The 16,160-nt window shown below is 51.6% G+C and carries 9 protein-coding genes; 8 read left to right on the top strand and 1 reads right to left on the bottom strand.

What is annotated here, in order from left to right:
• The first annotated feature begins 18 nt into the window (after positions 1 to 18).
• From DXC57_RS03935 to addA, 8 genes are all read left to right on the top strand, one after another.
• Positions 19 to 507 carry a TRAP transporter small permease gene (locus tag DXC57_RS03935; RefSeq protein WP_118481861.1) on the top strand — a complete coding sequence of 163 codons (489 nt, stop codon included), beginning with the start codon at positions 19 to 21 and terminating at the stop codon, positions 505 to 507.
• Positions 508 to 3,870 carry a TRAP transporter large permease subunit gene (locus DXC57_RS03930; protein WP_118651244.1) on the top strand — a complete coding sequence of 1,121 codons (3,363 nt, stop codon included), beginning with the start codon at positions 508 to 510 and terminating at the stop codon, positions 3,868 to 3,870.
• 264 nt (positions 3,871 to 4,134) lie between these two features.
• A complete protein-coding gene (locus DXC57_RS03925) occupies positions 4,135 to 4,716 on the top strand; it encodes a cob(I)yrinic acid a,c-diamide adenosyltransferase (RefSeq protein ID WP_118651242.1) in 582 nt (193 codons plus the stop codon).
• A gap of 14 nt (positions 4,717 to 4,730) precedes the next feature.
• Positions 4,731 to 5,264, top strand: a complete 534-nt coding sequence (locus tag DXC57_RS03920; protein WP_118651240.1) for a hypothetical protein — start codon at positions 4,731 to 4,733, stop codon at positions 5,262 to 5,264.
• Between the two features lie 298 nt (positions 5,265 to 5,562).
• A complete protein-coding gene (locus DXC57_RS03910; RefSeq protein WP_022358993.1) occupies positions 5,563 to 5,901 on the top strand; it encodes a DUF1292 domain-containing protein in 339 nt (112 codons plus the stop codon).
• 90 nt (positions 5,902 to 5,991) lie between these two features.
• Positions 5,992 to 7,494 (top strand): RNA polymerase factor sigma-54, encoded by a 1,503-nt coding sequence (gene rpoN, locus DXC57_RS03905; protein WP_118651238.1) that lies wholly within the window; start codon positions 5,992 to 5,994, stop codon positions 7,492 to 7,494.
• A 34-nt stretch (positions 7,495 to 7,528) separates the two neighbouring features.
• Positions 7,529 to 10,996, top strand: a complete 3,468-nt coding sequence (gene addB / locus DXC57_RS03900) for a helicase-exonuclease AddAB subunit AddB (protein WP_118651236.1) — start codon at positions 7,529 to 7,531, stop codon at positions 10,994 to 10,996.
• Between the two features lie 66 nt (positions 10,997 to 11,062).
• Positions 11,063 to 14,890: a helicase-exonuclease AddAB subunit AddA gene (addA, locus tag DXC57_RS03895; RefSeq protein WP_118651234.1), complete on the top strand. Its 3,828-nt coding sequence runs from the start codon at positions 11,063 to 11,065 to the stop codon at positions 14,888 to 14,890.
• A gap of 234 nt (positions 14,891 to 15,124) precedes the next feature.
• Here the strand turns inward: addA and DXC57_RS03890 are convergent, their stop codons facing one another.
• A complete protein-coding gene (locus DXC57_RS03890) occupies positions 15,125 to 15,910 on the bottom strand; it encodes a MerR family transcriptional regulator (RefSeq protein ID WP_118683898.1) in 786 nt (261 codons plus the stop codon).
• Positions 15,911 to 16,160 lie beyond the last annotated feature (250 nt).

Genomic DNA, 16,160 nt, shown 5'->3' with positions numbered 1-16,160 from the left:
TTAGGAGGAGAGCGCAGTATGAAAGGATATAAAAAGCTGATGGATATTGTGGCGATGGTTGAGAAAACCGTGCTGGTAGTCACGATGATCCTGATCCTTGTACTGACGGTGGGAAATGTATTTTCCCGTAAGGTAATTCACCAGTCCTGGTCCTTTACAGAGGAGCTGGTTGTTGCCATTTTCGTATTAATTACGTTGCTTGGCGCGGCGCTGTCTGCGCGTGAGGGCGGACTGGTAGGTTTAAATCTGGTAACAGAGCGTCTGCCGAAATCGGCAAAGAAGCCGGTCATGATTCTGATTACAATCTTTTCGGTTCTCTTTATGGGAATCTTATTTTACTATGGCATGGACAAGGTACTGGCGCAGCTTGCGAACCAGAAACGTACCTTTGTATTGAACTGGCCGGAGTGGATCTTCTGGTCCTTTGTACCGATCGGTTCGGTGTGCATGATTCTTCATTTTATCGAGTTCTGTCTCGATGTGTGTACGAAAAAGGAGGACAAATAAATGGTTAGCGCAGTTCTTTTTATTACCTTTTTCGTATTATTAGTGCTGAATGTGCCGATCGCCGTCTGTCTGGGACTTTCTTCCGCGGCGGCGATCCTGTATTCCGGTACTTCTTTAACGATTGTAGCGACGAATATTTACTCCGGCATCAGTAAATTCCTGCTGCTAGCGATTCCGTTTTTCGTATTATCCGGAAATATCATGGCGAAGGCGGGAATTTCCACGCGCCTGATCCGTTTTGTTGACACCTGTGTCGGTCACAGAAAAGGCGGCATTGCGAATGTGTGTATCATCGTAGCCTGCTTCTTCGGCGCGATCTCCGGTTCCGGTCCGGCGACGGTAGCGGCTCTGGGTGCGGTCCTGATTCCGGCGATGGTAGAGCGGGGCGGTTTCTCTGCAGCGTTCTCGACGGCATTGATGGCAACTTCCAGTTCCATCGCGATTGTCATCCCGCCGAGTATCGCGTTTGTTGTATACGCGTCGATCACGGGTGTTTCCATCGGAGATATGTTTATGGCAGGTATCATCCCGGGTATCCTGATGGGTCTGGCTCTGGTAGTTGTCGTTATGCTGGAGGTACGCCGCAATCATGTCGTGCCGTCCAACGTAGAGAAGGCATCCGCAAAAGAGCGCTGGAACGCATTTAAGGATGCATTCTGGGGATTTTTGATGCCGATCATCATTCTGGGTGGTATCTACGGAGGCTTTTTTACACCGACCGAGGCGGCAGCCGTATCCGTTGTGTACGGTCTGTTTGTCGGCATGGTTATTTATAAGGAAGTAAAATTTAAAGACCTGTGGGAAATTCTGATTGATTCGGCAAAGACCACCGGCGGCATCATGCTGATCGTAGCGTGTGCGTCGCTGTTCTCCTTTGTCTGCACCCGTTTCGGTATTTCGACGGCTGCTTCCGAACTGTTAGCAAGAGTGGCAGGCAACCAGTTTACTTTCTTGCTGATTTGTAACATTATTTTCCTGATCGCGGGCTGTTTTATTGATGCAAACTCTGCGATGTACATTTTCATCCCGATCATGCTGCCGGTCTGCAAGGCACTGGGCTACAACGTGATCGCATTTGGTATCATGGCAACGGTCAACCTGGCAATTGGTCAGGTAACACCTCCGGTCGGTGTCAACCTGTTTGTCGCGATCGGCGTCAAATTAAGAGATGGTATTCGCGTAACGCTGCAGGAAATTTCCAGGGCAGTCGTTCCGATGGTAGCCGCTTCCATTGCTGTTTTACTGATAATTACATATATTCCGCAGATTTCAACCTGTCTGCCGGCGGCACTGGGAAGTGCGGCAGCCATTGAAAATGACGAGACAGTCGGAGGCGACAGCGGAACCACCCAGACAGACAATGACGATTTCAACACGATCGGTGATTACAGCGATCTGGATTGGGCGGATATGACCTGGAACTTTACGTGTTCCACAACCGAGACAAGCACCTGGGCACAGGCGGGACGTAAGTTTGGCGAGCTCATGGAGCAGGCGACCGGCGGCAAGGTCAAAGTAGATGTTTACGCAGCCGATCAGCTGACCGGTGGAAACCAGTCTGAGGGCATCCAGGCACTGATGAACGGCGATCCGGTGCAGATTTCGATGCACAGCAACCTGATTTATTCGGCATTTGACCCGCGGTTCAATGTGGTATCACTGCCGTATCTGTTTGATTCAGTTGAGACAGCGGATACAGTCTTAGATGGTCCGGCGGGCGACAAGCTGGTTGAGATCCTGGAAAGCTATGGTCTGCATTGTATGGGTATGGCGGAGAATGGTTTCCGTCAGCTGACCAACAGCAAACATCCGGTTCATTCCGTGGAAGATATGAAGAACCTGAAACTGCGTGTAGCTGGTTCGAACCTTCTGATGAAGTGCTATGAGCTGTGGGGCGCAGATGCGACCAATATGAACTGGTCCGAGACGTATACGGCGCTGCAGCAGGGCACGGTAGACGGGCAGGAGAACCCGCTTCCGGCGATTGATGCGGCGAGTGTACAGGAAGTACAGAAATATGTTTCCCTGTGGAATGCAAACTATGACTGTCTGTTCTTCTGCATCAACCAGAAGCTGTATGACAGCCTGACGCCGGAGCAGCAGGCGGTTGTTGATGAGGCAGGCCGTAAGGCGGTTGCTTACGAGCGTGAGATCAACCGTGCAGGCGATGAGGAGATTCTGGATCGTTGGCAGACTAAGAACGGTGTGGAAGTGCTGAAATATGAGGATCTCGACATCGAATCCTTTAAGAAAGCAGCTGAGCCGGTAACGGAATGGTTTATCGGAGAACTGAAAAACCAGGGCTTTGATGATGCAGAGGATCTGGTAAACACCTTTACTGAAAATGCGGCTAGTGCAGTTAAGACGGCGGGCATTGAAAATTCTTCTGCTTATCAGGTAGAAGATCATAGTGACCTGAACTGGCCGGAAATGACCTGGAACTTTACGTGTTCCACGACAGAAACCAGTACCTGGGCACAGGCAGGCCGCAAGTTTGGCGAGCTTATGGATCAGGCAACGGGCGGCAAGGTCAAAGTAGATGTTTACGCAGCGGATCAGCTGACCGGTGGAAACCAGTCCGAGGGCATCCAGGCGCTGATGAACGGAGATCCGGTGCAGATTTCGATGCACAGCAACCTGATTTATTCGGCATTTGACCCGCGTTTCAACGTGGTATCGCTGCCGTATCTGTTTGATTCTGTGGAGGACGCCGACGCGAAGCTGGACGGCGAGGCTGGCCAGAAGATGGATGAGATTCTTTCTTCCTATGGTCTGCACTGCATGGGTATGGCGGAGAATGGTTTCCGTCAGCTCACGAACGGCGTGCGCCCGGTTCATTCCGTGGAAGATATGAAGAACCTGAAAGTACGTGTGGCTGGTTCAAACCTTCTGATGAAGTGCTACGAGCTGTGGGGCGCAGATGCGACCAACATGAACTGGTCCGAGACTTACACGGCATTGCAGCAGGGTACGGTAGACGGTCAGGAGAACCCGCTTCCGGCGATTGATGCGGCAAGCGTACAGGAAGTACAGAAATACGTTTCCATGTGGAATGCAAACTATGACTGCCTGTTCTTCTGCATCAACCAGGATATTTACGACAGCCTGACACCGGAGCAGCAGGAAGTAGTCGATGAGTGCGGCAAACTTGCCGTTCAGTACGAGCGCGAGATCAACCGTGCAGGCGACGATGAGATCCTCTCCAGATGGCAGTCCAAGAATGGCGTCGAGGTCATCCCGTATGAGGATCTGGATATCGATTCTTTCAAGGCGATTGTAGAACCGGTAACCGAGTGGTATATCGGGGAACTGAAAAAACAGGGTTATAAGGATGCGGAAGAGCTGGTTGCGGCATTCAAATAGAAAAATTAGAAGTTTGAAGTTTGGTAAAAATTGAATTGTTGATTTTGGTTTTCTGGCGGTTCTGGTCCTTAGAGGATCAGACCGCCAGATTCCGTATATGGGGGAAATTTCCGTTACTGGGCACGTATGCGTGAACAGTAACTGCCGAATATTTCAATGTAAATTTTCAATCGGGCAAATATTGTGGTTGGCAGTTTGATATGATAAGATAGTTGGTATCGGTGCGCTGAAAAGCGAGATAAAAAGAAAGAAAAGGAAAAATATATGGGATGTGTACATCTGTACTGCGGCGACGGAAAAGGAAAGACGACGGCGGCGATCGGTTTGGCGGTCCGGGCGGCAGGAACGGGAAAACAGGTAGTTGCTGCCCGCTTTTTAAAAACGGACCAGTCTGGGGAGGTGGAGATTTTAAAGCGGCTCCCGGAGGTGACGTTGATTCCCTGTGAAAAAACATTTGGATTCACGTGGAAAATGACCGATGAGGTGAAGCGGGAGGCAGCGGATTATTATAAAAGTATGTTTGAGACGGCGTGCCGTGAAGCAGTGAAGCGGTGTGGGGAAGCAGAAGAGAACGGTTCGAAAGCACCAGAAGAGAATGATTTCTGTGAAACCTGCGATGTTCTGCTGGTGTTGGACGAGGTCTGCGCTTCTCTTTCTTCGGGACTTTTGGAGCTGGCGGATATAGTGGATTTTCTGGATCACAGACCAGCGGATCTGGAAGTTGTGATGACGGGGCGGAAACCGCCGGAGGAGCTGCTTTTGCGGGCTGATTACGTGACAGAGATGGAAAAAATCAAGCATCCGTTTGACCGGAAAATCCTGGCGCGGCGGGGAATTGAATATTAGAGAGGGGACTCTGAATGGGATTTATAAAGAGAAAGCATCGTCCGGAGTACGCTGCAGTGCAGCGGGAATGGGCAATGTGGGGAAAACAGATGGAAAAAACACTTCCGGGTTACGGGGAGCAGAATGAGACATTGCACTGGATGGTACGGATTCTGACGGGGGTGCGGGTTCTGTACTGCCTGTTTTATCTGATTATGACATTTGTCTATGGAATGGAGAAAATAAATGCGGTCATGACGCTTTTGGGACCGTTTATTTTTTATGGCTGGTATATGCTTATGCTGCGGGAGAGCCCGGTGCTTACGGTGTTGATGCTGATCGGGCGTGGGGCGAGTATCGTGTGGGGCGGCGTATCACTGCTTCAGATGAGCTGGTGGTTGCCATTTCCGCTGGTTTTTATGCTGGTGATGGCGGCGGCAATCGAATTTATCGAGGCGGTATTCTGCATCTATATGCTGTTTAACCCGCTGGCACGGCACACAATCCGCTTAAACCGGGCATTTGCACGTGGAATGCGCGTACAGGTGCCGGATGAGGTGCGGGAATAGATGGCGGCGTATCGGAATGAAGCGGCGATACTGTACACGGGTAGGCACTTTTGGAACCGAAAGTGCCGTAAGAAAACGTGGCGGCAGCAGGAATTTGCCGTATTTAAATGCGAAGCCACGGCAAATTCCGTTACTGGGCACGTATGCGTGAACAGTAACGAGGCGGCAGATGAAGAGGACAATGAGGAAGTCAAGTCTTGATTTTTACAGAATACTCTGATACAGTGGAGTCAAGACAGGATTCCGCCAACGGATCTTGTGGGACGTAGAAAAGGCATAGAAAAGAAAGAGGTAAAATATGGCAGATAATAAGAATATGACGCAGGAAGAGATTGACAACGGCGAGGAGATGACCGTGACCCTGACATTGGATGACGGCAGAGAGATTGAGTGTGTTGTTCTGACGATTTTCCCGGCAGGCGGTAAGGATTATATTGCCCTTCTTCCGATGGATGACATCGAGGCAGAGGATGGAGAGGTATATCTGTACCGTTACAGCGAGGATGAGAACGGACAGCCGAACCTGGAAAACATCGAGGACGACGATGAGTATGAGATCGTGGCAGATGCGTTTGACGAGCTTCTGGACGAGCAGGAATATGATGAGCTGGTCGGCGAGGACGAGCTGGATCAGTAATTAGGCAGGCAAAAGACAGGACGCCCAGGTACTTCGCAGGCAGAAACGGCGAGGCATCTGGGCGTTTTACATATTTTCAGGGGTGGTACGATGGAACTGAAACAGGAGTTAAAGCTCAAACAGACCTTGTCCCAGAAAATGATACAATCCGCAAATATTCTTCAGATGGGGCAGATAGAACTGAAAGAGTACATAGAAGAGATGGCGCTGGAAAATCCGGTGGTGGATCTGGAAGAGCGGGAGCCGGAGAACGGACGGCTGGAAGAAAATGGAGAGCTGAACGAGAAAATCCGCAGACTTGAAGAACTTGCCAGCCTTGACCGCCAGAACCAGACCTATTATCAGGATGAGGAAGAAGAGGCGGGGCGATTAGAGCCGGGACGAAGTCAGGAGGGGCTTTTGGAATCACTTCTGGAACAGGCGTGTATGCTGCATCTGACGAAAAGAGAAGAAAAAATATTCCGCTATATGATCAAAAATCTGGATGCAAGCGGATATCTCAGCGTGAATTTTGGAGAACTCTGCGCTGGGCTGGGAATTGAGGAGACAGAAGGAGAACGGATCTGGAAAAATTTTGGCAGGCTGGAACCGTGTGGGATCGGGGCACGGTCGCTGAAGGAGTGTCTGTTGATGCAGCTGTCTTATCTGGCAGAGGACGGCGGCGCGGTGATTGATATTGTTCAGAATGGAACGATGCGAACCGAAATTCTGGCGGCACGCATCATTTCCAACCATCTGGATCTGCTGGGAAAAAACCAGATGAAGCAGCTTGCCCGTGCATGCTCCTGCAAGCTGGAGGAAGTGCTTCTGGCAGCAGCGCGGATCCGGGAGCTGAATCCCAAACCGGGAAGCGGATATGGGGATGAGAGCTATGATAAATATATCGTACCAGATATAATTATCTCACAGACGGAACACGGATTTGAAATGCAGCTTTCCGATGAGACACTGCCGCAGATTGCCATCAATCCGTATTATCTGTCATTGATGAAGCAGAAAGATACCGAGACGGAGGCGAAGGACTACATCGAGGGAAAAATCCGACAGGCTGAATGGGTCTGCCAGTGCATTGGGCAGCGCAATCGGACATTGTCGCGGCTGGCAGAAGAGATTTTGTGCGTACAGGAGGAGTTTTTTGCAAAAGGAAGTGGAAAACTGGCTCCGTGGACGCAGAAACAGGCGGCTAAATCGCTGGGGGTCAGCGAGCCGACGCTGAGTCGGACAGTGCGTGAAAAATATCTGCAATGCCGCTGGGGGATCTTTCCGCTGTCATATTTCTTTTCAAGACACATGGATGCGGGGAGATTCGGGATGACGGATAAGGGAAGAATGGCAGATCGGGAAGAGGCGGCGGATCAGGAAGAAACGGCGGTTCAGGCAGAAGTGGTGAATCGGATGGAAACAGGCAAAGATCCGCGGGAGGCAATCCGCCATCTGATCAAAACGGAAAATCCGAGAAAGCCGTTCAGTGACCGCGTGTTGTCAGAAAAACTGGCGGAAGCGGGGATCACGCTGTCGCGGCGGACCGTGGCGAAATACCGGGAAGAAATGGGAATCCGGGATGCATCCGGGCGGAAGTGCTTTGGTATCTGACAGAAAACATAGACAGAAAGACAGAGGGAAAACTATGTCATTGCAATTTATAATCGGTGGTTCCGGTTCGGGAAAGACACGGACATTGTATGAAAATCTGATCCGTCAGTCGATGGAAGAGCCGGACGGACGTTTTTTTGCTCTGGTGCCGGAACAGTTTACGATGCAGACGCAGAAAGAGATCGTGATGCTGCATCCGAACCATGGCGTGATGAATATCGATATTGTCAGTTTTGAGCGTCTGGCATACCGGGTGTTTGAGGAACTAGCGATTGAAAATCTGGCGGTGCTGGATGATATGGGAAAATCGATGGTTCTGCGGCGCGTCTCATCGGGCGTCCGGGGAAATCTGCACCTGTTCGGAGGGCATCTGGACAAGGCGGGCTTTATCAGCGAGATCAAATCGATGCTGTCTGAGTTTTTCCAGTACGGCATCACGGAGGAAAAGCTGGAGACGCTGATCGGGGAGACGAAAAGCCCGCTGCTGCGCCAGAAGCTTCTGGATATGCAGGTTTTATACCGGGCATTCCAGGCGTATACCGAGGAAAAAGTGATCGTAAAAGAAGAAATTTTAAGCCTTCTCTGCCGGGTGCTGCCGCAGTCACAGCTCATCCGCGACAGCGTTGTGACGCTGGATGGCTATACGGGCTTTACGCCGATCCAGTATGAGCTTCTGGAACTCTTATTCCGGTGCTGCCGGAAGGTGATCGTGACGGTCACGATGGATCCGGAGGACACCCCGTACCGCGAGAGCGTGCAGCAGAAGCTCTTTTACATGAGCCGTCATACCGTCTGCCGTCTGATTGACCGTGCTGCAGCTGCCGGATGCAGCCGGGATGAGGATATTTTGTTGAAAGAAAAACCAATGTGGAGATTTAAGGACAGCCCGGAACTGGGATTTATTGAAAATGAATTGTTCCGATATAGAGGAAAGGTGTATCATTCTGGGAGCGGGAACGAAAGCGGGGCTGCGGCTGAACACGGTCGGGAAAGCCTGCGTCTAATTGAAGCAGCAACCCCGCAGGCGGAAATCTCTTTCTTATGCGGAGAAATCCGGCGTTTGGTGGCATCGGAGGGCATCCGTTACCGGGAGATCGCGGTGATTACCGGCGACTTGGAGACATATTCGCGGGAGATTCTGAGGCAGTTTGAGAAGAATCAGATCCCGTGTTTTATTGATTATAAGAAAAATATTTTAAGTAACCCGATGGTGGAACTAATCCGGGCGGCGCTGGAGGTGCTGCAATCGGGCTTTTCCTATGAATCGGTGTTTCGATTCCTGAAAACAGGGCTGGTGATGCCGCTTGCGGGGCTTTCACCGGAAGTGATCTATCAGGCGGAAAATTATGTGATTGCGCTTGGAATCCGCGGGTTTAAGCGGTGGAACAGCACATGGGAGCGCGTGTACCGGGGGGCTGAGCTTATCAATCTGGATGAGTTAAATCAGTTCCGCGAGGCGGTTGTCACACCATTTCTGCCGCTTCGGGAGGTGTTTTCCAACCGCAAAGCAACGGTGCGCGAGCGGACGGAGGCGCTGGTCCATTTTCTCGAAGCATTTGAGATGGAGCAGAAGCTGGCGGCGATGGCGCAGCAGTTTGAAGAAGTGGGCGATATGAGTCTTGCCAAGGAGTATGGGCAGGTGTATGGGCTGGTGATGGATCTGTTTGACCGGATTGTGGCGCTTCTCGGCGAGGAGATCATGGGACAGCGGGAGTATGCAGAGATTCTGGACGCCGGTTTTGCGGAGATCAAGGTAGGACTGATCCCCGCGGTCGTGGACCGGATAGTGGTCGGCGATATCACGCGAACCCGTCTTTCCAATATAAAAGTGTTGTTTTTTGCCGGAGTCAATGACGGGATAGTGCCGTCTGTTTCGGGACGCGGCGGGATCCTTTCGGAGGCGGATCGCCGGGCGCTGCGGGAAATGCAGGTAGAATTGGCGCCGACCGCGCGGGAGGAAAGCTTTTTGCAGCGATTTTATCTCTATCTGGCGCTGACAAAGCCGTCGGACTATCTCTATCTGTCGTGTGCGGCGTCCTCTGCCGAGGGAAAAGCGATGCGTCCTTCGAGTCTGATGCTGCAGCTGCTTAAATTATTTCCGGAGAAACGTCTGGAACAGCCGGAGGAAGAGAAGGAAGCGCTCTGGTCGCCGGAGCTTGGCATGAGCTGGGTGCTTCGGGGACTGCAGGATGAAAAAAGCGGGGAAAATGACCAGTTTATATCGCTGTACCGATACTTTATTCAGGCAGAATCGTACCGGGATGAAATGCAGGCGCTCTCGGATGCTGCATTTTACACCTATCAGGATACGGGCATCGGGAAGGCGGCGGCGCGGGCGCTCTATAGCCCGATTCTGCGGGGCAGTGTGACGCGTATGGAGCTGTATGCGTCGTGTGCGTATGCACATTTTCTTTCATATGGGCTGGAATTGTCGGAACGGCAGATGTACGAGATTGCCCCGTCGGATATCGGAAATCTGTTCCATGCGGCGATCGACATGTATTTCACGCGGATGAAAGAGGAAAATCGTCTGTTTTCCGGCATTTCGGAGGAAGACCGCCAGAAAATGGTGGCGGAGTGTGTGGCGTCGGTCACGGAGGAATACGGCAATGCGATTCTGGGAAGCTCGTACCGGAACCAGTATCTGGAACGGAAGGTATACCGGATCACGGATCGGACGATCTGGGCACTGACGGAACAGCTAAAAAAAGGTGATTTTGAGCCAGCCGGGTTTGAGGTCAGTTTTTCACCGATGGATCACCTGAAAGCGATGCGGATTCCGCTTTCAAGCGAGGAGGCGATCCATCTGCGCGGGCGGATTGACCGAATCGATCTCTGCGAGGATGGCGACCGGCTGTACCTTAAGATCATTGATTACAAGACGGGAAAAACGAAATTTGATCTGACGGATATTTATTATGGATTGCAGCTGCAGCTGGTCGTCTACATGGATGCGGCGATGGAGAAGATCGGGCGGGAATACCCGGATAAAACGGTGGTTCCAGCGGGGCTTTTCTATTATCATATCGAGGATCCGATGGTGGAGCGCAAGCCGGTGGAGTCGGAGGAGGAGACGAATGCCGATATTTTGAAGGCACTGCGGATGAACGGGCTGGTAAACGGCGATCGGGAGGCACTGGCACATCTGGATAACCGGCTGGGCGAGGAGGCGACGGCGGATTCGGATGTTGTGCCGGTTTCGATTAAAAATGAGGCGATCGTTGAGCGGCGTTCGCAGGCGGCAGGGGAAGAAAAATTCCGTGTGCTGGGCGCGTATGTGAATCGGAAAATGAAGCATATGGGGCGGGAGATTCTGGATGGAAACATTGCGGCGTCGCCGTACAAAAACGGCCAGAAAACGGCGTGCGATTATTGCCCGTACCACAGTGTGTGCGGATTTGATTTGAAAACGGACGGCTACCAGTTCCGGCGTTTTGATAAGCTGAGCCCGGAGGAGATCTGGGGGAAGATGGAAGAAAAGGATAAGGAAACGGAACGGTAAGTTTGTGTTTGGCTGTGACTGTGGGAATGAAAGAAGAACCAGTCATGAAAAAGGAAAGGGCGAGAAATGGCAGTAAATTGGACCAGGGAACAGAAGCAGGTAATTGAGGGGCGGGAGAAAAGCCTCCTGGTGTCGGCAGCGGCCGGAAGCGGCAAGACCGCGGTGCTGGTTGAGCGGATTATCCGGATGATCACGGAGGGGGAGAACCCGAAGGACATAGACCGCCTGCTTGTCATGACTTTTACCCGGGCGGCAGCGGCGGAGATGCGGGAGCGGATCCAGGCGGCGATTGAGAAAAAACTGGAATCGGAGCCGGAAAATGAACATCTCCAGCAGCAGGCAGTTCTGGTTCAGTTTGCCCAGATCACGACGATCGACAGCTTCTGCCTGCATATCATGCGGGAACATTTTGACCGGCTGGACATCGATCCGGCATTCCGGGTCGGCGATGAGGGCGAAATGCTTCTGATGCGCGCTGATGTGATGGATGGGCTGCTGGAAGATTATTACCGCGACGGCGGGAAACGGTATGAGGAGTTTGTGGACGCGTACGCGACGGGCAAGGCGGACGATGGAATTGCCGAGTATGTGATGCAGGTCTACAATTTCGCCCAGAGTAACCCGTGGCCGGATGCGTGGTATGAAAAATGCCGTGAGGAGCTGCTCTTGACCGAACAGGGAGAGCTGGAGCAGACGGAGTGGATGCAGTTCCTTTTGCGTGATATTGCATTGCAGGCGCAGGAGTGGAAAATACAGCTTCGGGAGGCGTGGGAGATCTGCCAGGAGACGGGGGGACCGATGCCGTACCTGCCGATGATCGAGGAAGATCTGCGCCATGCGGAGGCAGTCTGTGGGGCAGCCGGTTCGTTTGAAACGATCTCGGAGGCATTGGAACAATTTACGTTTTCGCGTCTGGCGGCGATCCGCGGCAAAAACGGGGAGGTCGATCCGGAGAAAAAGGCGCTTGTTTCCGACTGCCGCAGCCGGGTCAAAAAAGCAGTTGAAAAGTTAAAAGGAGAGTATCTGTTTGCATCCCCGGAGCAGATGCTTGCGGATATGGAAGCTGGAAAAGAGCGTATTTTGGAACTTTTGGAGCTGGCGCAGGAATTTGGACGGCGGTTTAGGGCGAAGAAGAAAGAGAAAAATGTGGTGGATTTTTATGATCTGGAACATTTTGCGCTGGAGATTCTGACAGAACCGGAAGCGGAATGTTCCGAGGCGGAGGAAACTTCAAGTGCAGAAGAAACCGATCAGATGCAAGGGAAAGATGCCTGGACAGTGCGCGTACCAGGCACAGTCGCGGATGAGCTCGCCGTGCAGTACGACGAAATTCTGGTGGACGAGTACCAGGACAGCAACCTGGTTCAGGAGACGCTGATCCAGTGCATCAGCGGTGAACGCTTTGACCGCCCGAATGTGTTTATGGTGGGCGATGTCAAGCAGAGTATCTATAAATTCCGCCTGGCGAGACCGGAATTATTTCTGGAAAAATACAGCACATACACGTCGGAGGAGAGCGCGCACCAGAAGATCGAGCTTCACCAGAACTTTCGAAGTCGGGATCACATACTGGAATCGATCAATGCGATTTTTTACCGTATCATGACGGAAAAGCTGGGAAATATATCCTATACGGAAGATGCGGCACTGCATCCGGGCGCAGCCTTTGAAGAGCGGGATGGCCTGGATGAGTTAAAGACGGAGCTATTGCTGGTGGATTTGTCGGCGCAGCCGCAGAAAGAGACGGAATCCCCCGAGTTAGATGATGAGGCAGCCGATTACACCGCCAGAGAGCTGGAAGCGCGCATGATCGCCGGAAAGATCCGTGAGATGACGGATAAAGAACGGGGGATCACGATCTGGGATAAGGAGCTTGGCGCTTACCGTCGGGCGCAGTACGGGGATATTGTGATTCTGCTTCGAAGCGTCAGCGGATGGGCGGAAGAATTTATCGAGGTGCTGGCGACGCAGGGGATTCCGGCGGTCGCAGAGTCTCGGACGGGATATTTTAATACGCTGGAAGTCGAGACGGTGCTGAATCTTTTGGCAGTCATCGACAATCCGATGCAGGACATTCCCCTGGCGTCGGTGCTCAAATCGCCGTTTGGCGGCGTTTCTGATGAGGAGATGGCGTGGATTGTGGCGGAACATAAGGCGGGCGTTGACCGGTCGCGGGATGCAGGGCTTTACCGGGCGGTTGTGGAGTATATGAACGAGGATGGACCGGTGAAGTCGAATGACGAAAGTGACGAGTCGTCGATCGCGGATGCGTTTCGTTTTCAAAAAAATAAATTAATTCAAAAGAATAACCTGCGCCGAAAACTCCAAAAACTCTTTACTCTCCTGGATACATTCCGCCAGGAATCTGTTTACCTGCCGATGCACGAACTCCTCTACCGGATTTACGACAAAACGGGCTATTACTGCTATGTGTCGGCGCTTCCGGGCGGGGCGGGACGGCGCGGCAATCTGGATATGCTGGTGGAGAAAGCGGCAGCCTATGAGGCGACGAGCTACCGGGGGGTGTTCCATTTCATCCGGTATATTGAGAAGCTGAAAAAATACAATACAGATTTTGGTGAAGCGCCGGTGGCAGATTCCGAGGGAACGGTGGTGCGGATCATGAGTATCCATAAGAGCAAGGGACTGGAATTTCCGATCGTGTTTGTGGCTGGAATGGGAAAAAATTTTAACAAGCAGGATACGCGGGGGAAACTTCTGATCGACGCGGATCTGGGAATCGGAACCGACTATCTGGACAGCGAGAAGCGCATCAAGGGACCGACGCTCAAGAAAAATGTGATGAAACGCCGGATGGAACTGGAGGCGCTGGGCGAGGAACTGCGCGTTCTTTACGTGGCGCTGACGCGTGCGAAGGAAAAACTGATTCTGACGGCATCCTCCCGGAAATTGGAGGATCGGATTGCGAAGTGGAGCGCAGTGGCAGCCGAACACGGGGCGATTCCGTATACGATTCTAACGCTGGCTTCCTCGTATCTGGATTGGATTTTGATGAGTATTCCGGAAAAAAATCCGTGGATTTCATATCAGATGGAAACGCTTTCCGACCAGATCGACCGTGAGATTGGCACGCAGATACGCCAGACGTTATCGAGAGAGTGGCTGCGGTGGCTGGCGGGGGAGGACAGCCATTTGTCGAATGACGAGAATCATCCAAACACGCAAAATCGGCTCGAAAATATCAGGGAAATAGAATCGATCATCAGCAGCAACTACCATTTCCAGTACCCATACCTGGACGATCTGAGTCTCAACACCAAGATGTCCGTTTCTGAACTCAAGAAAAAGGGCATGGAGGAAGAAGAGGAGGAGATGGTATTTCTGCCGACGCTGCCAGTGTTTATGGAGAAGGAGCAGGAAGAAAAAGGCGGCGCGACGCGCGGTACAGCGTACCACCGTGTGTTGCAGTTTTTGCCGTTTGAGCAGGCAATGTCGAGACAGGAGTTAAATGCATTTCCGGCGAAGCTGGCGGCTGAGGGGCGGATGGATGCCGAGGCGGCGGCGTTGGTGCGCGGCTCAGATCTGGCAAAACTGACAGCCAGTTCATTGGGAAAACGCATGCAGAGAGCGGCAGCAGCCGGGAAACTGTACCGGGAAAAACAGTTCGTCATCGGTATTCCGGCGCGCGAAATGGGCGACTGGGATTCGGATGAGCGGATTCTGATACAGGGTATCATCGACGCCTTTTTTGAGGAGGACGGCAAGCTGGTTCTGGTGGATTATAAGACAGATTATGTGGAAAATTCAGACATTCTGATCCGCCGCTATGAGGCACAGGTGCGCTACTATACCCGCGCACTAGAACAGATGACAGGAAAAAGGGTGGCGGAGCGCTACCTGTATTCGTTCCGGTTTGGGGCGATTGAAGTGTAAGGCAGTGATTCTGGATACAGATAGGCACGTTCGGAGCCGATCGTATTTCCAGTCAATACGCCGGGATATGCGGCGCAGGAGGATCTGACGGAGTACCGGAGTTTTACGGATTATACGGATCAGGGCTTTGTTTATGTCCATGCGGGCTGCCGCGGCCGATAACTTTATAGAGTGGGTCAATGCGTGCTGCGCCCAGAGGAATTAAAATAATAAAATTAGAGAAATAAGTTTTGGTTAAAGGGTATCATCCGCCATCAGAACCGCTACCTGCGTCAGAAAATTCTCAGGATTTTTGTGCTGGGGCGGTCCCTCCAGATAGAGGTGGCGGGCGGTGCCCTTTAATGGAATCTGATATTTGTTTGCATACGCACAAAGATGCTTCACAATTACAGGAAGACCTTCATAAGCACCGTGATAAAAGATACAGAGCGCTTTCTGGCGAGGCAGGGTGACGAGATGTTCACCCCGGCTTTCCGGCGGGACGGCGATGCAGCAGGTAAAATCGCCCGGATTCGAAAGGTTGTATTCGGTGAAAAACATATGCTGGGTGGTGTCAGAACCATATTGGCGGATCGCCTTGATGAAGACGCCACGTAATTGCTCTTTCTTGTCTTCAAGTTCTGTCGAATGCAGATCCTGGCAGTAAACGGTCTGGGCGGGAAGTTCTATCTGTCGGATTTCAAAGTCATTGTGCCCTTTTGAATGTTCTTTTAATTTCTCAATATTCCGGCTGATCTCGTCACGCAGATCTTCCAGACGAGTGATCAGCGGCTCCAGATCCGTCGTGCCGTGATAATAGGCATAGATATCATCCAGCGACAGACCGAGATTCTGCAGAATGCGGATGCTCCGGATGCGCGAGACGGTGTCTGCTGTATAGTAACGGTTTCCATTGATACCGTCTCTCTGATCCGGCAGAATAAGACCCTTGTCTTCATAATTTAAAATCATGCGCCGGGTCACTTCCAACGCTTTGGCTGCCTCGCCGATCGAGAGCAGCCGTTTTTTATCGTGCGTCATAAAACCTCCTGTTAGATATCCATAAGATGCGCAATCATGTATATTTGTCATGTAGGATTCTGATGCAATTTTTTACACTCATAGTTGTGTATAATTACATGAAAAATAAGTAAAAATTATATAAATTAGCTAAAAAGGGATTGTATCGTACATCAATGTACGGTATATAATCATTTTATTGAAAGCGGGATGCCGTGTCAAGTATTCCGCCGATGCAAAACACCACACAATTTGTCATACTATGCACGTT

Origin of the sequence: Clostridium sp. TF06-15AC, from assembly GCF_003481165.1 — a bacterium.
GTDB lineage: Bacteria > Bacillota > Clostridia > Lachnospirales > Lachnospiraceae > Otoolea > Otoolea fessa.
Note: the sequence above shows the minus strand (reverse complement) of the source record. Positions and strands in the feature narration are given on the sequence as shown.

Bases quoted from the DNA above. Each gene is read 5' to 3' on its own strand.
- DXC57_RS03935 (WP_118481861.1), top strand. From the start codon at position 19: ATGAAAGGATATAAAAAGCTGATGGATATTGTGGCGATGGTTGAGAAA.
- DXC57_RS03930 (WP_118651244.1), top strand. From the start codon at position 508: ATGGTTAGCGCAGTTCTTTTTATTACCTTTTTCGTATTATTAGTGCTG.
- DXC57_RS03925 (WP_118651242.1), top strand. From the start codon at position 4,135: ATGGGATGTGTACATCTGTACTGCGGCGACGGAAAAGGAAAGACGACG.
- DXC57_RS03920 (WP_118651240.1), top strand. From the start codon at position 4,731: ATGGGATTTATAAAGAGAAAGCATCGTCCGGAGTACGCTGCAGTGCAG.
- DXC57_RS03910 (WP_022358993.1), top strand. From the start codon at position 5,563: ATGGCAGATAATAAGAATATGACGCAGGAAGAGATTGACAACGGCGAG.
- rpoN (WP_118651238.1), top strand. From the start codon at position 5,992: ATGGAACTGAAACAGGAGTTAAAGCTCAAACAGACCTTGTCCCAGAAA.
- addB (WP_118651236.1), top strand. From the start codon at position 7,529: ATGTCATTGCAATTTATAATCGGTGGTTCCGGTTCGGGAAAGACACGG.
- addA (WP_118651234.1), top strand. From the start codon at position 11,063: ATGGCAGTAAATTGGACCAGGGAACAGAAGCAGGTAATTGAGGGGCGG.
- DXC57_RS03890 (WP_118683898.1), bottom strand. From the start codon at position 15,910: ATGACGCACGATAAAAAACGGCTGCTCTCGATCGGCGAGGCAGCCAAA.